Source organism: Pseudomonas sp. Marseille-Q8238 (assembly GCF_965111915.1).
Genome location: NZ_CBCOPI010000001.1, coordinates 2,181,701 through 2,200,366, shown reverse-complemented (window position 1 = coordinate 2,200,366; position 18,666 = coordinate 2,181,701). Strand labels below are relative to the sequence as shown.

Genomic DNA, 18,666 nt, shown 5'->3' with positions numbered 1-18,666 from the left:
CGACCTAGGTATCGGCAGACTGGTACTTTCTGCATATTCCCCAGGAAGGCCATGCTTTCTATGCTGGTGAAAAAACAATCAGGAAGTCTGGACCATGCCGTTCTACGCCACGTACCTCCTGCTTTACCTGAGTGCCATAGGCTGCGCCAGCCTGGTGGCGACCGACCTGTATGCCGTTGACCAAGCCATGACGCGTGGCAGTGTGCTGCAAAGTGCCCTTGTCCCTGGCGGCCCTCGATGAAACTGCTTCTGGCAGGCCTGGTCCCGGTTCTGCTTGGCAGTGGCATGGCCCTCAACGCCACACCACCCGAACCTGCCCTGCGCAACGCCATGCTGGTCAGCAGTCAGCGCCTACCTTGCCTCTATGCACGCCTGGCCGCTGAACGTGGCGAAGACACCCGCGCGCGCCTGAGCGTATGCGCCAGCCAATGGCGTGATGAGAGAGCGGCACAGACACTGGCTAATCTGCCGGATGCCTTGGGCAGCGAACCTGAGCGCTGATCTGCCACAGCCCTTGCTGAGTCGATTGTAGAAACCAGTACTTTGGTAGTAATCCACCCTCCCCAACGTAGCATTCCCAGGTACCCCCACTTATGGCTCTAATGACCCATGGCTGGCTTACTGCGCGCGCGACATTCAACACCGCCGCACAAGCCAGACCCCCAATAAAATCGACTCGGAATACAGCCATGCGAAAGTCGATCACCCTGCCCTTGCGCGCCAGCCTGTTCTGCCTGGGGTTGCTCTGTGGTCCGCTGCTCGCCGCCGAGCCGACGGAGCTGTTCAACGCCGACGGCTACCGCCAGGGCCAGTACCGCAGCCCGACACCGGCGAGTGTCGAAGGCGCAGAGACCGTGGACACACCAGCCCTGCAACAACTGCTGCGTGACGAGCCACAGGTCGTGCTGATCGACGTATTCCGCCAGCAATGGCTCAACGAGCGCTTCATCGCCGACCGCCCCGCACACACCAACCTGCCGGGCAGCGCCTGGTTGGCCAATACCGGTGACGGCAGCCTGGAGCCACGCTGGCAGACCTATTTCGAAGACAACCTTGCCCGCCTAAGCGAGCAGCGCAGGGACCGGCCACTGGTGTTCTATTGCAAGTCCGATTGCTGGTTGTCCTGGAACGCCATCAAACGTGCCCGGACACTGGGCTACACACGTCTGTACTGGTACCGTGACGGCACCGATGCCTGGCAACAGGCAGGCATGTCGCTGGTCCCGGCCGAACCTGTGCCCATGCCCTGAAACATGCGCCCCCGATACGCTGCCCTACGACACGATAATCATAAGAAAGAGGTCAAAGACCATGTACAAGATACTGATTGCCGACGATCACCCGCTGTTTCGCGAAGCGATTCATAACGTCATTCGCGACGGGTTTCCCGACAGCCAGATCATGGAAACCGCCGATCTGGACAGCGCCCTGGCGCTGACCCAGGAACACGACGACCTCGACCTGATCCTGCTCGACCTGAACATGCCGGGCATGCATGGGCTGGGCGGCCTGATCAACCTGCGCAACGAGGCGCCAACCATCCCGGTGGTGATCGTCTCCGCCGAGCAGGACAAGCAGATCGTGCTGCAAGCCATTACCTATGGCGCGGTCGGCTTCATCACCAAGTCCTCGCCGCGCGCACAGATGACCGAGGCCATCGAGCAGATCCTCAACGGCAACGTTTACCTGCCCTCCGACATCATCCGCACCCAGAAGAATCCAACGCGTCGCACGCAGAACGAGCCAACCATTCCGCCGGAACTGCTGCAGGCACTGACACGCAAGCAACTGCTGGTGCTCGAGCGCATGACCAAGGGCGAATCGAACAAACAGATTGCCTACAACCTCGACATCGCCGAGACCACGGTCAAGGCCCACGTCTCGGCAATCCTGCGCAAGCTCAACGTGCACAATCGGGTGCAAGCCATTCTCTCGGCAGGTGATATCGACTTCGCAGCCTACCTACGCCGCTGATGCTGCGGATCGTCGTTTTCACCACCCTGGCTATGCTGGCATTCGCCGGCAACTCCGTACTCTGCCGGGTCGCCCTGCGCGACAGCCAACTGGACCCGGCCAGCTTCACTGCCATCCGCCTCGCCTCCGGTGCCCTGGTGCTGTGCCTGCTGGTGCTGCTGCGCGGCAAGGGCCAGCTTCAGGGCAACTGGCGCTCGGCCCTGGCGCTGTTCGGTTATGCCGCTGGTTTCTCCTTCGCCTACGTCGACCTGGACGCAGGTACCGGGGCACTGATCCTGTTCGGTGCGGTACAGGCAAGCATGATCGGCTATGGCTGGCTGCAAGGTGAGCGTTTGCGACCACTACAGATTCTCGGTTTACTGCTGGCCATCGGCGGCCTGCTGTTCCTGCTGCTGCCAGGAGCCCATGCGCCACAGCCCAAAGCCGCCGCCATGATGGTTCTGGCTGGCGTGGCCTGGGCCTTCTATTCGCTACTGGGGCGTGGCAGCACGGACCCACTGGCCGCCACAGCCGGCAACTTTCTGCGCAGCCTGCCGGCACTGCTGCCACTGGCCGCGCTGTACTACGCCCACCTGAGCTGGGATGGCCTGGGCGCGCTCTATGCGATGCTCTCCGGCGCCCTCGCCTCGGGCATCGGCTACGCCATCTGGTACGCCGCGCTGCCCCACCTGAAAGCCATGCAGGCAGCCAGCGTACAGCTCAGCGTCCCGATCATTGCGGCCATCGCCGGCAGCCTGCTGCTCGGTGAGCAGCTTAGCCTGCAACTGTTGACGGCCAGCGTTGCGGTGCTTGGTGGTATTGCGTTGATATTGCTGATCAAGGCCAAGGCCTGACACGTACGTTGCCTAGCTCAGGGGCACACGACGCACCCTACGGACATCCAAGCGCCGTGCTTTTGCCCCCTACCGGCGCCCCTGCATCAACAGATGGCTCAAGGTGGTTTTCAGCTTCATCGGCTTGACCGGTTTGTGCAGCAGCGTATGGCCGAGTTCGCGCAGGTGCTGCTTGAGTTCGTTGCTGTAGTTGGCAGTCACCATGAGCGCAGGCAGTGGTTCGGCGCGGCGGGCGTTGATGTCGGTGACGGCCTGCACACCGTCGCGGCCATCGTCGAGGTGGTAGTCGGCGATCAGCACATCGGCTTCGGCGTGGTAGTTGTCGACCTGTCGCGCCAGGTCGTCCTCGGATAGAGCGGTGACCACCTCGCAGCCCCAGGCTTCGAGCAGCGTACGCATCCCGGCGCAGATCGCCGCGTCGTTATCCAGCACCCAGACCCGTGCGCCCTGCAGGCACTCCACCGCCATAGGCAACACCTCCGGCGCCTGACGCAGCACGCTGGCGCGCTTGGTCAGCGGCACCTCGATGGCAAACATCGAGCCACGTCCGAGCTGTGACTTCACGCGGATACGGTGACCGAGCATACGCACGATCTTGTCGACGATGGCCAGGCCCAGGCCCAGGCCACGGTCCTGGTGGCGCTGGCCTTCGCCGCGCTTGAACTCCTGAAATATCTCCGTCAGCTTGTCGTCGGCAATGCCCATGCCGGTGTCCCACACCTCGATGGACAACGCGTGCCCACGGCGTCGGCAGCCCAGCAGAATGCGGCCCTTGGCCGTGTAGCGGATGGCGTTGGTCAACAGGTTGCGCAGGATTCGCGCAAGCAGCTGGATATCGCTGCGCACGCAGGCCGAGCTGGGCACGAACGCCAGCACCAGTCCTTCGCTGATGGTCAATTGGCGGAATTCGGCGGCCAGGTTGTCCAGCAGGTCACCAACGGCGAAGCTGGAGATATCCGGTTTGATCACCCCGGCATCCAGCTTGGAAATGTCCACCAGGGTACCGAGCAGATTTTCCACGTCTTCCAGCGAGTTGCTGACGTTGCGGATCAGCCCGTGGCTGGCCTCATTGTGGCGCTGCTCGAGCAGTGCGCCAGTGAACAGGCGCGCCGCGTTCAGCGGTTGCAGCAGGTCATGGCTGACCGCCGCGAGAAATTTGGTCTTCGACAGGTTGGCCTGGTCGGCTTCCTGCTTGGCCTCGCGCAGGCGCGATTCGACGCGGGTGCGCTCGTCGATCTCGCCGACCAGTTGGCGGTTGAGGCTGGTCAGTTCGGCGGTGCGTTCACGCACTCGCAGCTCGAGGTTCTGATAGGCCTGGTGCAACGCCTCGGACGTGCGCCGGCGCTCGGTGATATCGCGGATCAGCACGAACAGGCCGACCACCTCGCCGCTGGCTTGGCGGTTCGGCACATAGGAGCGCAGCATGTAGCGCTGTTGGCCGATGAAGTTGGTCTCGGCCATCTCGAAGGTCACACTCTCCCCGGACAGCGCGCGCTCCATGTAGGGTTCCAGGCGCCGCCAGTGTTCCTCGCTGTGCACCTCGCGCAGGCTCTGGCCCAGCAGACCGCCGTGCGGCCAGTGGTACCACTCCTCGTAGACCTTGTTGGTGAACTCGTAGATCAGGTCGGCGTTGAGGTAGGCGATCAGCGCCGGCACGTGGTCGGTGATCAGGCGCACCCAGCGCTCGCTCTCACTCAGGGCTTCGGCCTGGCGGAAGCGTTCGGTGATATCGGTGAAGGTGTTGACGAAGCCGCCGGTGGGCAACGGGTGGGTACGCACTTCCAGCATGCGCCCATCGAACAGGCGCTGCTCCAGCTCACGCAGGGGCGCGCCGTATTCGTCGCGACTGTCCGGGGTCAGCAGGGGCAACTCGCTCTCGCTCATCACCTCGGCAAACGGTCGGTGTGCCTCGATGGGCGCCAGGCCGCAGAGTTCGAGGAAACGGTGGTTCCACAGCTCCAGCGCGCCCTCGGCATTGACCATCGCCATGCCCTGGGAGAGGTTGTCCACGGCGCGTTGCAGCAGGCGCGAGTTCTGCGCCAGGGCCTGTTCGCGGCGCTGGGTCTCGCTTTGCTTCAGCTCGGTGATGTCGGTGTAGAGGATCACCAGCCCGCCTTCGCGGGTTGGTCGCTCGCTGACCTGCACCCAGCGCCCGTTCATCAGGCGATAGACCATGTGGTCCTCGCCGCGCCCGCGCTGTTCCTCGACGATCAGCCCGGAGCTTTCCGCCAGGCGCTTGATTTCCGACAGGCGCGTACCGCTGGCGACCCGTGCACGGGTGCGTGACCAGAGTTCCTTGAAGCGGCTGTTGAACAAGACGATGCGCTGGTCGCGGTCGAACAGCACGAAGGCGTCGGAGATGCTTTCGATGGCATCGATCAGGTGCTGGTGGGCGGTTTCGGCGCGCAGGCGTGCATCGCTGAGCAGGTGGTTGCTGGACTTCAGCTCGGTCATCGCCTGGTTCAGCGCGTCGGTGCGCTCGCGCACCTGCTCGGCCAGCACCACCGAGTGCTGGAAGGCTGCGTAGCCATCGGAGCGCAGCGAATGGCCGGACTCGACCCGCTCGATCAGCGCGGCGTTGATGGTCCGCAGCCGGGCATTCTCCGCCTCGAGCGCGGCCAGCCGGGCTTCGAGTTCAGTCGTCCTGGCAGTGTTCTGGACGTCCAATGGCAACCCCGGTGAAGGTCTGGTTGATGTGCATGCCATTGAACTGCTCCCCGTAGGTGTTGAAGCCGATCACCCGCTGCTCGCGGAGAAACTCGGAGACTTCGTTCAGGTTGCTACCACCCGACACTTCCAGGCGCCGCAGCACACAGTCGCAGCCGATGGTCAGCAAGGGCTCGCCCAGGCGTGTGCGCAGGCGCTGGAACAACTGCTGCAGGTTGGGCATCAGCGGGCCGGGCGTCATCGCCGTGAGGACGATGCCGTTCTCCACGGCGCAGTAGAAGGTCAGGCTGTTGTCGGCATTGACCTGCTGGATGGCCCGCACGTAGTACTGGTCATTGATGCGCACCGCCAGCGGATGCGCGGCGAAGGTGCGCATGTCCAACTCGGCGCGCGGCACGCCGATCAGGCGGGCGTACTCCTCGGCAGCCGGTGCGGCATTGAGCTCCAGCACACGGCGCGACTGGGAGTCGGCGTGTGTGACCACCAGCTTCTCTTCCCGCGGGTCGATGTGATGGGTGGTGAACACCTCGAATTCGAGCCAGGTGTTGAACAGCACCACCACCGCTGCGCCGCTGTGGAACTGGCCATCGCAGTACACGTGGGTACAGGTCAGGTGGTTATCGTCGCCAGCCGAGCCGCCGAAATGGGGAATGTTACCCAGCGCTGCGCTGAGTGCGGCCAGGACCACTTCCTCGCGGCTGGACAGGCCGTCGAGCAGGGTCAGGCCGAAGGTATGGCCCTTGATCGGCGCCAGCGCGTTGCTGCGGCAATCCTGTACCAGGCGCTCGACCAGCTGCTGGGCGTCGATCAGGTTGAACCGGTCCATCTCGTCGATCAGCACGCTGGCGATGGAGAAGCTGCGGTGATCGAAGCCGATGGCGCTGATGCAGCCCTGGCCATAGCCTTCCGGGGTGATCTCGCCGGCCGTGGTGCAGCCGATCATGCGGATGCCGCCGAAATACGCTTCCAGGGTCGGGCCCAGGGTATCGAGGTCATACTCGGCAGAGCAGAAGAACAGCACAAAGCCCAGGTGCGGGTGCATCAACTGACGCGCCAGTTCCTGGGCCGCTTCCTCTGCCTCGCGGGCGTACGATACGGCGGTCACCACGTATTCCGATTGCCCTTGCCGCATCCGCCCTACCCCATACATACATCTATTGCTTGTGGGGTCATTCTAGGAAGGTGGCCGGGCCGGCCCCATGCTACTTGGGTAGCGAAGGTCCTAGTCCGAAAGTAGCGAAATTGCGCCCTTCATACGCGAAGTTGCTCGACTTGCTCATGCAGCACCGCCGACAGCTCACGCAGGGCATCACTGGAACCCCGGGTCTTGCCGATCGATGCGCCGCTCACCGCCGCCACTTCGTGGATGCGCGCGATACTGCGGTTGATCTCATCCGCCGTCGCCGCCTGCTGTTCGGCAGCACTGGCGATCTGCAGGGTCATGTCGCTGATGGTCGAGGCCGATGAGGTGATCAGTTCCAGAGCGCTGCCGGCACGCGCCGAGGTGGCCACCGGCTGCCGGGCCGTCTCGACGTTGGCGCCGATCCGCTCGACCGCATCGCGCGCACCGTCCTGCACACGCTCGATGATCTGCTTGATCTCCAGGGTCGACTTCTGCGTGCGCTGGGCCAAGGTCCGTACCTCGTCGGCGACCACGGCAAAGCCGCGCCCGTACTCGCCCGCCCGCGCCGCCTCGATGGCGGCGTTGAGGGCCAGCAAGTTGGTCTGCTCGGCGATCGAGCTGATCACATCCAGCACGCTGCCGACCTGGCTGGAGTCGGCCGCCAGTTGCTCGACCACCTCATGGGTTGAAGCCAGCGCGTCCACCAGCTCACGAATCGACTCGATGGTGGCCTCGACGATCTGTTGGCCATCGCTGGCCTGCTCTTCGGCCTGGCGCGTCGCATCCGCTGCCACCGAGGCATTGCGCGCCACATCCTGCACGGTGGCCACCATCTCGGTCATGGCCGTCACCAGGCTGTCGGTCTCGAGCTGCTGGCGCTCCATACCGGTCTGGGCCACGGCGGTAATCTCGTCGAGGTCTTCGCTCAGGCGCGACACCTGACCGCTGGCCTGCGTCATGCCCCGGCTGATCTCATGGGCCGCCTGGATCAGGCTGTTGAAGCTGCGCCCCAGTTGCGCGAGTTCATCATTGCCAACGGTGGACAGGCGCAAGGTCAGATCGGTCTGGCCATTGACCGCGCCACTCAGCGCCTCAACGGTTTCGCGCAGCGGACGGGTGATACTGCGGATCAGCAGCCAGGCAAACAGTCCCAGGCCGAGCAACACCAACACGCTGACGACCACCGGCGCCACCAGCACCCGGTTGACCACGCCCTGCACATCGCTGGGGTAGATGCCGCTGGCGATCACCCAGCCCCAGGGCTTGAACAGGCGCACCTGCGACACTTTGTATTCCGGCTCCGCGCCGTTGTCGCGCGGGAAGTAGTAGTCAATGACCGCCTTGCCGTGGTCACGGGCGCCCTCCACCATCTGCCGAGAAAAAGGCTTGCCGTTCTTGTCCTTGAAGTCCGCCAGTTGCTTACCGACCAGCGCGGGCTCGGTCGGGTGCATGACCATGCGGTTGTCCAGGTCGAGAATCAGCAGGTAATAGCCGCCCAGGTAGCGGATCGTCCCTACCACTTCGGCCGCCTCGCGCTGCGCCTGCTCCAGGCTCATGTAGCCGTTCTCGACCTGCCGGGCGTAGTGGTCGAGCACATTGCCTGCGGTTTCCAGCGCCGTGTCGACACCAGTCATCTTTTCCTCGAGCAATGTGCGGTGCAGCACCGTGCCCAACCAGGTGGCCAGGCAGATGATCAGCACACCCATGCCGATGGCCAGGAAGCCGATGCGAGTGGTGATACGCAGTTTTCTGAGTATGAGCATGGGACTCTCTTGTTTTTGTTATGCGGCACAGCCAACAGCACAACGCCGAAGCGCCAGGGTCTGTTGAGGCTCTGGCATGGATGGCCTCTTCGAGGCACAAGCGGACACCGCAATTGGTGGGCTGAAGCCCACCCTACGCGGGGGTGTAACTCTGTAGGGTGGGCTTTAGCCCACCAATCGGCGCGTCATGAAACGCAAAGGTCGAACGTCCGCAATGGCCTCAAAGAGGCCCGTTAAGGCGAAACGTCAACAGCCCCTAGACGAAGGCGTCCGCGTAGAAGTTCGCCTCGTCCAGCTGCCGCTGGGCGACATAGTCGCGCCGCGCCGAATCGACCACGATGGGCGCGCCACAGGCGTAGACCTCGAAGTCCTTCAGGCTCTGGAAGTCCTTGAGCACCTGCTGGTGGACGAATCCGGTGGCGCCCTGCCAGTCACACCCGGCCTGCGGTTCCGAGAGCACCGGGGTGTAACGCAGCCAGGGCAGCTCGGCTTCCCAGGCAAGCAGTTGCTCATGCCGGTAGAGATCCGCCCGCTGCCGCCCGCCCCAGTAGAGGTAGACCGGCCGGCGGTTGTCACCGCGTGCACGCAGTTGCTCCAACAGCGCCTGGATAGGCGCGAAGCCGGTGCCGCTGGCGAGGAAGATCATCGGCCGCTCGCTGTCGCGCAGGAAGAACGAACCATACGGGCCTTCCAGGCGCAGCAACGTCTTGGGCTTGAGCTGCTCGAAGACGAAGCCGCTGAACAGCCCGCCGGGCATGTGGCGGATGTGCAGCTCGAGCTGGTTGTCCACCGGCGTCACGGTCGCCATCGAATAGCTGCGGTGCCCGCCATCCTTGAGCAACACCTGCACGTACTGGCCCGGGTAATAGGCGAAGGTCGACGCCGGCGGCAGCGCCAGGCGCAGCACCGCGACGTCATGGCTGACCTTGTCGATGCTCATCACCCGCGCAGCGGTCTGCTGGATACTGATGCCGCGCAGCTCGGTCACCTCGGGCGCCTCGATCACCAGATCGGACATCGCCCGGGCGCAGCAGAACAGCGCCAGGCCTTCGGCCCGCTCGGCCTCGGTCAGCACTTCCAGCGGGCTGTCACCATGATCGACATCGCCGCTCAGGACCTTGCCCTTGCAGGAGCCGCAGGTGCCCTCGCGGCAGCTGTGCTTGAGCATCAACCCATCGGCGAGCGCACCATCGAGGATGCTGCTGTCCGCCGCCAGCTCGTAGGCCAGGCCGACCGGCTGGATCTGTACCTGAAATGTCATGGCTGGCTCCTCAATACAGACTGGGCTTGTCCAGCACGGCCATGGTCACGCGCGACACGCAGACCAACTTGCCGGCCTCGTCATGGATGCGCACCGTCCACACCTGGGTCTTGCGGCCCAGCAATTCGGGGCGTGCCTCGCCGTAGACCATGCCGCCGGCCATCGCCGGGCGCAGGTGGTTGCCGTTGATGTCCAGCCCTACGCACTGCTGGCGGGCCGGGTCGACGACAAAGGTCGACGCCCAGGACGCGAGGGTTTCGGCGAACACGATGGACGCGCCACCGTGCAGCACGCCGGCCGGGTTGACCGTACGCTCGTCCACCGGCATGCGGCCCTTGAGCACGTCTTCACCGGCTTCGGTGATCTCGATGCCGAGGTTGGCGTTCAGCGTGTTGCTGCCACGCTCGTTGACATAGGCCAGGGGGAATTCGTCGTTGAACCAGATAGACATGACTGTTTCCTCCTCAGTGGTTCTTGCCAGCGGCCAGCAGGTCCAGCGCCACGTCGACGATCATGTCTTCCTGGCCACCCACCATGCGCCGACGGCCCAGCTCGACGAGGATGTCGAGGGTCTTCAGGCCGTACTTCTGCGCCGCCACTTCGGCGTGACGCAGGAAGCTCGAATATACGCCGGCATAGCCCAGGCCCAGGGTTTCGCGGTCCACGCGCACCGGGCGGTCCTGCAGCGGACGCACCAGGTCGTCGGCCGCATCCATCAGGCGATACAGGTCGGTGCCGTGGTTCCAGCCCATGCGTTCGGCAGCGGCGATGAACACTTCCAGCGGCGCGTTACCGGCACCGGCGCCCATGCCCGCCAGGCTGGCATCGATACGGTCGCAGCCTTCTTCCGCCGCGGTGATCGAGTTGGCCACGCCCAGGCTGAGGTTGTGGTGGGCGTGCATGCCGGTCTGGGTTTGCGGATCGAGGATGGCCTTGAATGCCCGCATGCGGTCGCGGATGTCGCTCATGTTCATCGCGCCACCGGAGTCGGCCATGTAAATGCACTGGGCACCGTAGCTCTCCATCAGCTTGCCCTGTGCGGCGAGCTGCTCGGCCGGAATCATGTGGCTCATCATCAGGAAACCGACGGTGTCCATGCCCAGGCTGCGGGCGTACTCGATGTGCTGTCTGGACACATCCGCTTCGGTGCAATGGGTGGCCACACGCACGGTGCGCGCCCCCGCGTCATAGGCCGCTTTGAGGTCATGCACCGTGCCGATGCCCGGCAACAGCAGGACGGCGATGGTCGCGTGCTCAATCACATCGGCGGCGGCTTCGATCCATTCCAGGTCGCTGTGGGCGCCGAAGCCGTAGTTGAAACTGGAGCCTTGCAGGCCATCACCGTGGGTGACTTCGATGGAGTCGACCTTGGCCGCGTCCAGCGCGCGGGCGATGTCCTGCACGTTCTGGATCGAATACTGGTGGCGAATGGCGTGGCTGCCATCGCGCAGGGTCACGTCGGAGATGTACAGCTTCTTGCTCGGATCGAAGGTCATGCGGCGTCTCCCGAACCGTTGGTCGTGGCAGTGTTCAAAATCGACTGAGCCATGCGCTCGGCGGTGGCCAACGCGGCGGACGTCATGATGTCGAGGTTGCCGGCGTAGGCTGGCAGGTAGTGGGCGGCACCTTCGACTTCGAGGAACACCGAGGTCTTCAGGCCGGAGAAACGCCCGTGGCCGGGGATGTTCAGCGGCGCGTCCTCGGGGATCACGTCGAACTGCACCTTCTGCTTCAGGCGGTAGCCCGGCACATAGGCCTGCACGGCGGCAGCCATTTCTTCAATGGAGGCTTCGACCTTGGCCTGGTCCACGGCTTCGGACAGCACGAACACGGTGTCGCGCATGATCAGCGGTGGCTCGGCCGGGTTCATGATGATGATCGCCTTGCCCTTGGCCGCGCCGCCGATCACTTCAATGGCTTTGGAGGTGGTTTCGGTGAACTCATCAATGTTGGCACGCGTACCCGGGCCCGCCGACTTGCTGGCGATGGAGGCGATGATTTCGGCGTAATGCACCTTGGCCACACGCGATACCGCCGCCACCATCGGGATGGTCGCCTGGCCACCGCAGGTGACCATGTTGACGTTGAGCTGGGCCAGGTTCTGCTCCAGGTTCACCACCGGCACGCAGTACGGGCCGATGGCCGCCGGGGTCAGGTCGATCAGGCGGATGCCGGGCTTGATGCTGCGCAGGAAGGCATCGTTCTTCACGTGAGCGCCAGCCGAGGTGGCATCGAAGACGAAGTCGATATCCTCGAACACCGGCAGGCGCGTCAGGCCTTCGACACCTTCATGGGTGGTGGCCACGCCCAGGCGTGCCGCGCGGGCCAGGCCGTCGGAGGCCGGGTCGATACCGACCATGGCGCCCATTTCCAGGTGCTTGGCGTTGCGCATGATCTTGATCATCAGATCGGTCCCGATGTTGCCGGACCCGACGATGGCGACTTTCAATTTACCCATGGTTGGCATGCTCGAGTGCTCCTCTGGTTTCGCTGAGCAGAATGACGGCGTCGTCGGTGATCTCGGCATACAGGCGCAGGACCTGATCGGCACGCAGCCCCAGTACGAGACGTTGGTTGATGTAACCCTTGTCGGTGATTTCCCCGGCATCCAGGCTGGGCGGTGTGTCGAGAATCAGCAGGCGAGCGGCATGCCGCGACGAGGCCGGGCTCTCCTGCTCCAGCTTCGCCAGCCCCGCGAGCAGCGCCTCACGCACGGCAGGCACAGCGGCCAGTTGCTCGCCGCTGAGGCCCGCCCCATCGGCACCGGCCAGGGCACGCAGTGCCGGCGACGGGAACAGCAGTACGCCGATGTCGTCGCGGTCATGCCCGGTGATCACGCAATCCTGGGCATAGGGCGACAACGCACTGACGATGCGCAGACGCAAGGTGCCTACCGACACCCAGGTCCCGCTGGTGAGCTTGAAGTCTTCGGTGACACGGCCGTTGAACTGGATCCCGCGCTCGGGGCGTTCGGGGTCGATCAGCAGGCCGGCATCGCCGATCATGTAGAAGCCTTCTTCGTCGAAGGCCTGGGCGGTGAGTTCCGGGCTGTTGCGGTACTCGCGGAAGACCGACTCGCCACGCACGCGCATCTCCAGCTTGTCGCCGCTGGGCACGAACTTGATTTCCACACCCGGCACCGGCAGGCCGATGTTGCCGGCACGCTCCAGGCGGAAGTGCACGTTGGTCAGCACGGGCGAGCTTTCCGTGCAGCCCCACTCCGAGGTGAAGAACAACGGCTTCTCGCGCACCTCGGCGGCCACGGCCACCAGGCGGTCCCAACTGCTCTGCGGCAATGCCGCCGCCGCGTAGAACAGCATGTCGAGCCGTTCGAACAGGGCCTGGGCCAGCTCGCGGTCAGCCTCCAGGTACGGCAGCAGCACTTCGTAACCACGCGGTACGTTGAAGAACAGCGTCGGACGGATGTCCTTGATGTTCTCCACGGTACGCTCGATCAACCCCGGCACCGGGCGGCCTTCGTCGATATACAGCGCGCCGCCGTTGCGCAGGATCAGGTTGAAGTTGTGGTTGGCACCGAACACATGGCTCCAGGGCAACCAGTCGAGCACCACCATTTCCGTGGTTTCGACGAAGCGCCAGCACTGCGCGATGGCCTGCTGGTTGGCGCAGAGCATGCGCTGGGTGGTCACCACCACCTTCGGTGTACCGGTCGAACCGGAGGTCAGCAGGTAGCGTGCATGGCTGTCCGGGCCGAGCGTGGCGAACGCCTGCGCCACCGCAGCGGTTTCCACGGTCTGGTAGAGGTCGGCCAGGGCGATGGCGCCGGCAACGTGCTCGGTATTGCGCGCCACCAGAACCGGGCAATTGACGCCCGACAACTCCAGCGCACGGCCATAGGCCTGGCCATCGCTGACGAAGACCGCGCCCGGCGCCAGCGTCTCGACAATCTGCCGCAGCTTGGCGCAATCGCCAGCGGACAGCGAATAGGCCACTGAAATGGTCGCCACCGGAATGCCGACATGCATCGCCGCCAGCGACAACAGCGCATGGTCGATATCGTTTTCCGACAGCACCACCAACGGCTGGCCGGCAGGCAGGCGCAAATTCAGCAGCCCCTGCGCCAGTGCACCGACCTGGCGACGCACCTCGGCATAGCCGAGGCGGTACCACTGCCCGTCACGGCGCTCGGCAAGAAAGGTGTGTTCGGGACGCTCGACCGCCCAGCGCTCCAGCCATTCCCCGACACAGCGCGCATAGGCTTGCAGCGGTTCGGGGGAACGCAGGATGAAACTGCCATCGGCACGCGATTCGCGCTCGACACGGGCCGGCGCCAACCGGGTGGGGTCATTGAAGTAATCGTTCACAGCACGCCCTCAGGGCTCAACAGGCTGCAAGGCCCATTGCCCATCGTTTTTGTTGTCAGCCGCCTTCTGGCAGAAGGCGCCGTTATGCACACGCAAGGCCGGTGATCCGGCTCTGTATCAGGCGAAGCGGCAGCTCACCTCGCCCAGGCGGGTCAGGCGCAGCCGCAGGCTATCGCCCGCCGCCGCCGTGACCATCGGCCCCAGAGCGCCGGACAGCAGCACATCGCCGGCCTGCAGCGGCCGACCGACTTCCGCCATGGTCCGTGCCAGCCACAGGCAGGCATCCAGCGGGTTGCCCAGGCAGGCCGCGCCGACGCCAATGGACGCCTGCGCGCCGTTCTTCTCCAGCAGCATGCCCTCCAGCGCCAGGTCGAGACCCGACAGCGGCACTGGGGTCTTGCCCAGTACATAGAGGCCCGAGGAGGCGTTGTCGGCGACGGTATCGACCAGCGTGATCTTCCAGTCCTCGATGGCCGAGTCGACGATTTCCAGTGCCGGCACCAGGTAGTCCACAGCGCGCATCAGCTCGCCCAGGGTGGTGTCCGCGTTGGGCAGGTCACGTCCGAGGACGAAGGCGATCTCGCCCTCGGCTTTCGGCTGGATCAGACGCGAGCTGTCGATGGCCTCGCCGTCACGCACTTCCATGTCGGCGAACAACATGCCGAAGTCCGGCTGATCGACACCCAGTTGCTGCTGCACGGCCAGCGAGGTCAGGCCGATCTTGCGACCGCTCAGGCGCCGCCCGGCCGCCAGCGCGGCCTGGGTGTTGAGGTCCTGCACGGCATAGGCGTCGGCCAGGGTGGAAATCTGGAAACGTTCGGATATGCGGCCACAAGGGCGACGTGTCTGGCGTGCCTCGGCGAGTGCCGCGGCGGCAGCCTGGATGGAATCGTGGTTCACCGGAAAACTCCTCGGTCGTTAAGGTGGAAAGCAGGTGCTCAGATGCGGCGATCGAGACTGGCGCGGTAGTCCGTACGCAGTTCCTCGACCAGCTCGGCAACGCTGTAGCTGCGGCCGATCTGGCCAACGCCCTGGCCTGCCGACCAGACGTGTTTCCAGGCCTTGTTGGCGCTGGCGATGTTGCCGGAGAAGTCGACGCTGGCGCTGTTCTGGGCCTCGGGGTCGATACCGGCGCGCTCCAGCGACGGCTTCATCCAGTTGGCCAGCACACCGCTGACGGCCTTGGTCGCGACCAGATCATCCATCGAGCACTCCACCAGCATCTGCCGGTAGTCGTCGCCGACCAGGCTTTCCTGCGCCGCGACCAGGCGCGTGCCCACCACAGCGAAGTCACAACCAAGCACCTGCGCGGCATGCACGTCACGCCCATTGGAGACCGCACCGGCCAGCCCCAGCGGGCCATCCCAGAACTGCCGCACTTCGGCGATGAAGGCCATCGGGTTGTAATGGCCGGTATGCCCGCCCGCGCCGTTGCACACCAGAATCAGGCCATCGACACCGGCGTCGGCCGCCTTGCGCGCCATGGCCGGGGTGATCACATCGGCAATCACTACGCCGCCGTAGGCATGCACTTCATCCAGTACACGCTTGGGGCTGCCCAGTGCGGTGGACACCACCGGCGGCTGGTAGCGGCGGACCAGTTCCATCTCGGCGGCGAAGCGGTCGTAGGTGCTGTGCACGATCATGTTCAGCATCCACGGCGCCAGGGTCTCGCCCTGCGCCTCGGCAGCCTTGCGCTCACCGACGATCTGGTCCAGCCACTGCTCCAGTTGCTCGATGGTGCGGGCGTTCGGTGCCGGCATGCTGCCGATGATCCCGGCCTTGCAGCAGGCGGTCAGCAGGTCCGGACCGGAGACCAGGAACATCGGCGCGGCGAGAATCGGCAGTGGCAGGGCCTGGAACAGTTCCAGGACGTGGCGCTGAGACGCGCTCAGGGACGTACGGTTGGCACTCATTGTTCTGTCTCTTTTGTTGTACTTATCAAAGACCGCAAGGTCATTCAGGTCTTGCTGTGCTTGCGCGGTCCGGCGCTGCGAATTTCCCAGCCACCATCGCTGTGGATGATGTTCGCGGTGGTCAACCCGGCATTCGCTTGCGAGGCCAGCAACACGTAGTGGCCGGTATGGTCCTCCGGCTCGGCGATGCGCTGCAGCGGCACGGCCTGGGCCGCACCATCCTCGAAACCGGGGATCTGGTTGAGGGGCACACTGCGTTGGTTGAGCCCATCCAGGCTCTTCATCGGCGTGTTGGTGGCACCCGGTGCCACGCCATTGACGCGAATATCCGGCGCCAGCTCGTAAGCCAGCTGACGGATCATACCGACCAGCGCATGTTTGGCGGTGACATAGAGGATGCCACCACCGCCCGCGTAGAACGCGCTGTTGGACAGGGTGAAGATCATGCTGCCCCGGCTGGCTCGCAGCGCCTCGGTGCTGCAACGTGCGCCCAGCAGGTAACCCTGCACGTTGATGGCGAACAAACGCTGGAACGCGCTCTCGAAATCTTCGGGCGCGATACGGTCCAGGCGGGTGAAATAATCGAACACCGCCGCGTTGCCGACGAAGGTGTCCAGCTTGCCGAACGCCTCCAGAGTGGCGGCCACGGCGCGCTGGTTGTCCTGGTAGCGAGACACGTCGCCCTGCACGGTAATCACCGCATCGCCCAGTTCACTGCGCAGCGCCTGTAGCTGTTCGTTGTCGCGCGCCATCACGCAAACGCGAGCGCCCTCTTCTACATAACGCCGCACGATGGCGCTGCCGATGCCACCCGTGCCGCCGGTGACCAGTGCTACTTGTCCTTCAAGCCAACCCATGGGCGTGTCCTCAGAGGAAGGTGTTGATGTTCTTGCACAGCAACATCGCGTTGGGGATGAGGATCTTGCGCTTGAGCAACTTGAGGCCATCGGCCTCGAGGCGCAGCACGTCTTCGCGGCGACCTACCAGTTGGTGCGACTCGTCCAGGCCACGGCTGCGCAGGTTGATGAAGCAGGAATAGGCAATGAATTCGCCCTCCTCTTCGCCGGCATACACCTCGATGTTGCTGATCAGGTGCACATTGCGCGTGGCCGGGTTCTCGGCCCAGGCCGACGGCTGCTTGAAGCGCGCGACGCGACGCTGCAGGTCACGCAGGCTGTCGTCGAAATAGGCCATGTGTTCCAGGCGATACGGCCCGGAACGGTCTTCGCGGCGGCGGTTCTCGATCCCCGGCATCCAGTAATGAATGGCTTCGGAGAGACCGGCCAGCCAGTCGTCCCAGCGCTCGTCATCGAGCAGGCGCGCCTCGCGCAGCAGGAAGGCTTCCACCGCGCGCGCATCATCCAGAGCGACCGGCTGTTCGTGTTGCAAAGCAGTCATCATCGGTCTCCTCAGCGCATCGTGCCGTTACGGTCGGGCACGTCCGCCCAGGTCGGGGATTCCAGCAGGTCTTTCCAGCGCTGGTAGAAGGCACGGGCGTTGCACTCGTTGAGCTGGCCTTTGAACACGTTGCCCGGCAGCTCGCTGTTCTCCAGGCGCGTATCCATGCCCAGGCCGACGTATAGGTCCTGGTAGCGAGTGACCATGCCGCGGCTGGTCTTGGTGCAGTATTCCCAGTTCTCGCCGTCGTCCATCTCGAACACGCCTGTCGGCGAGAAGGTCATCATCGCGCCACGGCGCCACTTGTCCTTGATCTCCTGCGGGGCGTTCTTGTTGACGATCACCCAGGTGTACAGCTCGATCTTGTTCGGCCCGCGCGGTTGCCAGATGCGCACGGTGTTCTGCCCGGGCAGGAAGGAGAAGTTGGGGAACACGGTGAACGAGGAGATCGAACCGATCAGCTTGGAGCGGAACTCGCCCAGGCGCTCGGCGACCTTCGGCCGCAACAGGTGCAGGTATTTGTTGATCTCGCGCTCGCCGAGGGTCGCGGCATTGCCGACCACATCGGTGGCGAACTCGTAGCCGTGGCCGTTCCAGTTCACCGAGTAGGACTCGGGCAACTCGCTGACCTGGGTCACCGGACCGCCGAGCATGGCCTTGGCGGCCGAGTCGTGGGTCCAGCCGCCGTGCAGGATGTCGCCGACGAAGTTTTCCGCGGCGATCTTCCAGTTGCACTCGATGGTCGAGCGGATGCAGCCGCCGTGGAACTCGCTGCCGCCCTCGTCCATGTCGAGCATCACGTCGAGGTACCAGGTCATCGGGCCGAGGTATTCCTCGAGACTCGGTGCATCGGCGGCAAAGGTGGCGAACACCAGGCCTTTGTAGCTGGCGACACGCGCCTGGCGCAGGCCATGGCGGGACTTGTCGAAGTGGCTTTCTTCGTAGCACTTGGATTCGTGCATGCCGAGCAGACGACCGCCATCGGCACCGAACGACCAGCCGTGGTAGTTGCAGATGAAGCCACGTGCATTACCCGCCTCGGCGAAGCACACCTTGTTGCCACGGTGCGGACAGGCGTTGAGCATGACCCGGATGGACTTGTCTTTCTGACGAACCACCAGGACTTCGTCTTCACCCATGGTGGTGGTCAGATAGTCACCGGCTTTCGGCAGTTGCGATTCGTGGGCGACGAACAGCCAGCAGCGAGCGAAGATCTTCTCCAGCTCCTGCTCGTAGATCGCCTGGTCCCAGAAGACCTTGCCGGACAGGCGGCCTTCCTGCATGTCGCAGAGGCGGTCCAGGTTGGTCAGGGTCGGGGTCGCTTCGATGGGTCTAAGCGGTATCAGCGTGTCGTTGTCCATGCTGTTCACTCAAAAGGCAGTCGGTTGAAAGAGTCGCAGGAGCAG

Annotated in this window: 17 protein-coding genes and 2 pseudogenes; 5 read left to right on the top strand and 14 right to left on the bottom strand. The window is 64.3% G+C overall.

Annotation, left to right across the window (positions count from 1 at the left end):
• Positions 1–94: 94 nt before the first annotated feature.
• The 5 genes from ACWPW0_RS10235 to ACWPW0_RS10215 all read left to right on the top strand — a co-directional run bounded on the left by ACWPW0_RS10235 (position 95) and on the right by ACWPW0_RS10215 (position 2,807).
• Positions 95–241, top strand: coding sequence for a hypothetical protein (locus tag ACWPW0_RS10235; protein ID WP_447592091.1), 147 nt, complete (start codon positions 95–97; stop codon positions 239–241).
• A complete protein-coding gene (locus ACWPW0_RS10230; RefSeq protein WP_447592092.1) occupies positions 238–501 on the top strand; it encodes a hypothetical protein in 264 nt (87 codons plus the stop codon). Before ACWPW0_RS10235 ends, ACWPW0_RS10230 begins: the two co-directional genes overlap by 4 nt.
• Before the next feature lie 188 nt (positions 502–689).
• Positions 690–1,250, top strand: coding sequence for a PQQ-dependent catabolism-associated CXXCW motif protein (locus tag ACWPW0_RS10225; protein WP_454255258.1), 561 nt, complete (start codon positions 690–692; stop codon positions 1,248–1,250).
• Positions 1,251–1,311: 61 nt separating this feature from the next.
• Entirely contained in the window at positions 1,312–1,974 is a 663-nt protein-coding gene (locus ACWPW0_RS10220; protein WP_447592094.1) for a response regulator, read from the top strand.
• The gene (locus tag ACWPW0_RS10215) at positions 1,974–2,807 is read left to right on the top strand and encodes a DMT family transporter (RefSeq protein ID WP_454255257.1); all 834 of its coding nucleotides are present in this window, start codon (positions 1,974–1,976) and stop codon (positions 2,805–2,807) included. Before ACWPW0_RS10220 ends, ACWPW0_RS10215 begins: the two co-directional genes overlap by 1 nt.
• A gap of 69 nt (positions 2,808–2,876) precedes the next feature.
• Here the strand turns inward: ACWPW0_RS10215 and nahK are convergent, their stop codons facing one another.
• The 14 genes and pseudogenes from nahK to ACWPW0_RS10145 form a co-directional block, all read right to left on the bottom strand.
• Complete coding sequence (nahK, locus tag ACWPW0_RS10210) at positions 2,877–5,513, bottom strand: hybrid sensor histidine kinase/response regulator NahK/ErcS' (RefSeq protein WP_447722265.1); 2,637 nt, start codon at positions 5,511–5,513, stop codon at positions 2,877–2,879.
• Positions 5,443–6,606 carry a nitric oxide-sensing protein NosP gene (gene nosP / locus ACWPW0_RS10205; protein ID WP_447592096.1) on the bottom strand — a complete coding sequence of 388 codons (1,164 nt, stop codon included), beginning with the start codon at positions 6,604–6,606 and terminating at the stop codon, positions 5,443–5,445. The genes nahK and nosP overlap by 71 nt, the downstream gene beginning before the upstream one ends.
• 119 nt (positions 6,607–6,725) lie before the next feature.
• Positions 6,726–7,322, bottom strand: a pseudogene (locus tag ACWPW0_RS10200) (methyl-accepting chemotaxis protein); the annotation flags it as partial.
• A 261-nt stretch (positions 7,323–7,583) separates the two neighbouring features.
• Positions 7,584–8,231, bottom strand: a pseudogene (locus ACWPW0_RS10195) (cache domain-containing protein); the annotation flags it as partial.
• Positions 8,232–8,616: 385 nt separating this feature from the next.
• On the bottom strand, positions 8,617–9,621 hold the full coding sequence (locus ACWPW0_RS10190; protein WP_454255256.1) for a CDP-6-deoxy-delta-3,4-glucoseen reductase: 1,005 nt from the start codon (positions 9,619–9,621) through the stop codon (positions 8,617–8,619).
• A gap of 10 nt (positions 9,622–9,631) precedes the next feature.
• Positions 9,632–10,072 (bottom strand): PaaI family thioesterase, encoded by a 441-nt coding sequence (locus ACWPW0_RS10185; RefSeq protein WP_454255255.1) that lies wholly within the window; start codon positions 10,070–10,072, stop codon positions 9,632–9,634.
• Between the two features lie 13 nt (positions 10,073–10,085).
• Positions 10,086–11,117 carry a 4-hydroxy-2-oxovalerate aldolase gene (gene dmpG / locus ACWPW0_RS10180; RefSeq protein WP_454255254.1) on the bottom strand — a complete coding sequence of 344 codons (1,032 nt, stop codon included), beginning with the start codon at positions 11,115–11,117 and terminating at the stop codon, positions 10,086–10,088.
• Positions 11,114–12,079: an acetaldehyde dehydrogenase (acetylating) gene (locus ACWPW0_RS10175; protein WP_454256722.1), complete on the bottom strand. Its 966-nt coding sequence runs from the start codon at positions 12,077–12,079 to the stop codon at positions 11,114–11,116. The genes dmpG and ACWPW0_RS10175 overlap by 4 nt, the downstream gene beginning before the upstream one ends.
• Positions 12,072–13,946: a feruloyl-CoA synthase gene (locus ACWPW0_RS10170; protein ID WP_447592101.1), complete on the bottom strand. Its 1,875-nt coding sequence runs from the start codon at positions 13,944–13,946 to the stop codon at positions 12,072–12,074. Before ACWPW0_RS10170 ends, ACWPW0_RS10175 begins: the two co-directional genes overlap by 8 nt.
• 117 nt (positions 13,947–14,063) lie before the next feature.
• Positions 14,064–14,846 carry a 2-keto-4-pentenoate hydratase gene (locus ACWPW0_RS10165; RefSeq protein WP_454255253.1) on the bottom strand — a complete coding sequence of 261 codons (783 nt, stop codon included), beginning with the start codon at positions 14,844–14,846 and terminating at the stop codon, positions 14,064–14,066.
• Positions 14,847–14,884: 38 nt separating this feature from the next.
• Positions 14,885–15,862 (bottom strand): NAD(P)H-dependent flavin oxidoreductase, encoded by a 978-nt coding sequence (locus tag ACWPW0_RS10160; RefSeq protein WP_447592104.1) that lies wholly within the window; start codon positions 15,860–15,862, stop codon positions 14,885–14,887.
• Positions 15,863–15,906: 44 nt separating this feature from the next.
• Positions 15,907–16,719, bottom strand: coding sequence for a 3-(cis-5,6-dihydroxycyclohexa-1,3-dien-1-yl)propanoate dehydrogenase (gene hcaB, locus ACWPW0_RS10155; protein ID WP_447592106.1), 813 nt, complete (start codon positions 16,717–16,719; stop codon positions 15,907–15,909).
• 10 nt (positions 16,720–16,729) lie between these two features.
• Entirely contained in the window at positions 16,730–17,260 is a 531-nt protein-coding gene (locus ACWPW0_RS10150; RefSeq protein WP_447592108.1) for a 3-phenylpropionate/cinnamic acid dioxygenase subunit beta, read from the bottom strand.
• A gap of 11 nt (positions 17,261–17,271) precedes the next feature.
• Complete coding sequence (locus ACWPW0_RS10145; RefSeq protein ID WP_447592109.1) at positions 17,272–18,621, bottom strand: SRPBCC family protein; 1,350 nt, start codon at positions 18,619–18,621, stop codon at positions 17,272–17,274.
• Positions 18,622–18,666 lie beyond the last annotated feature (45 nt).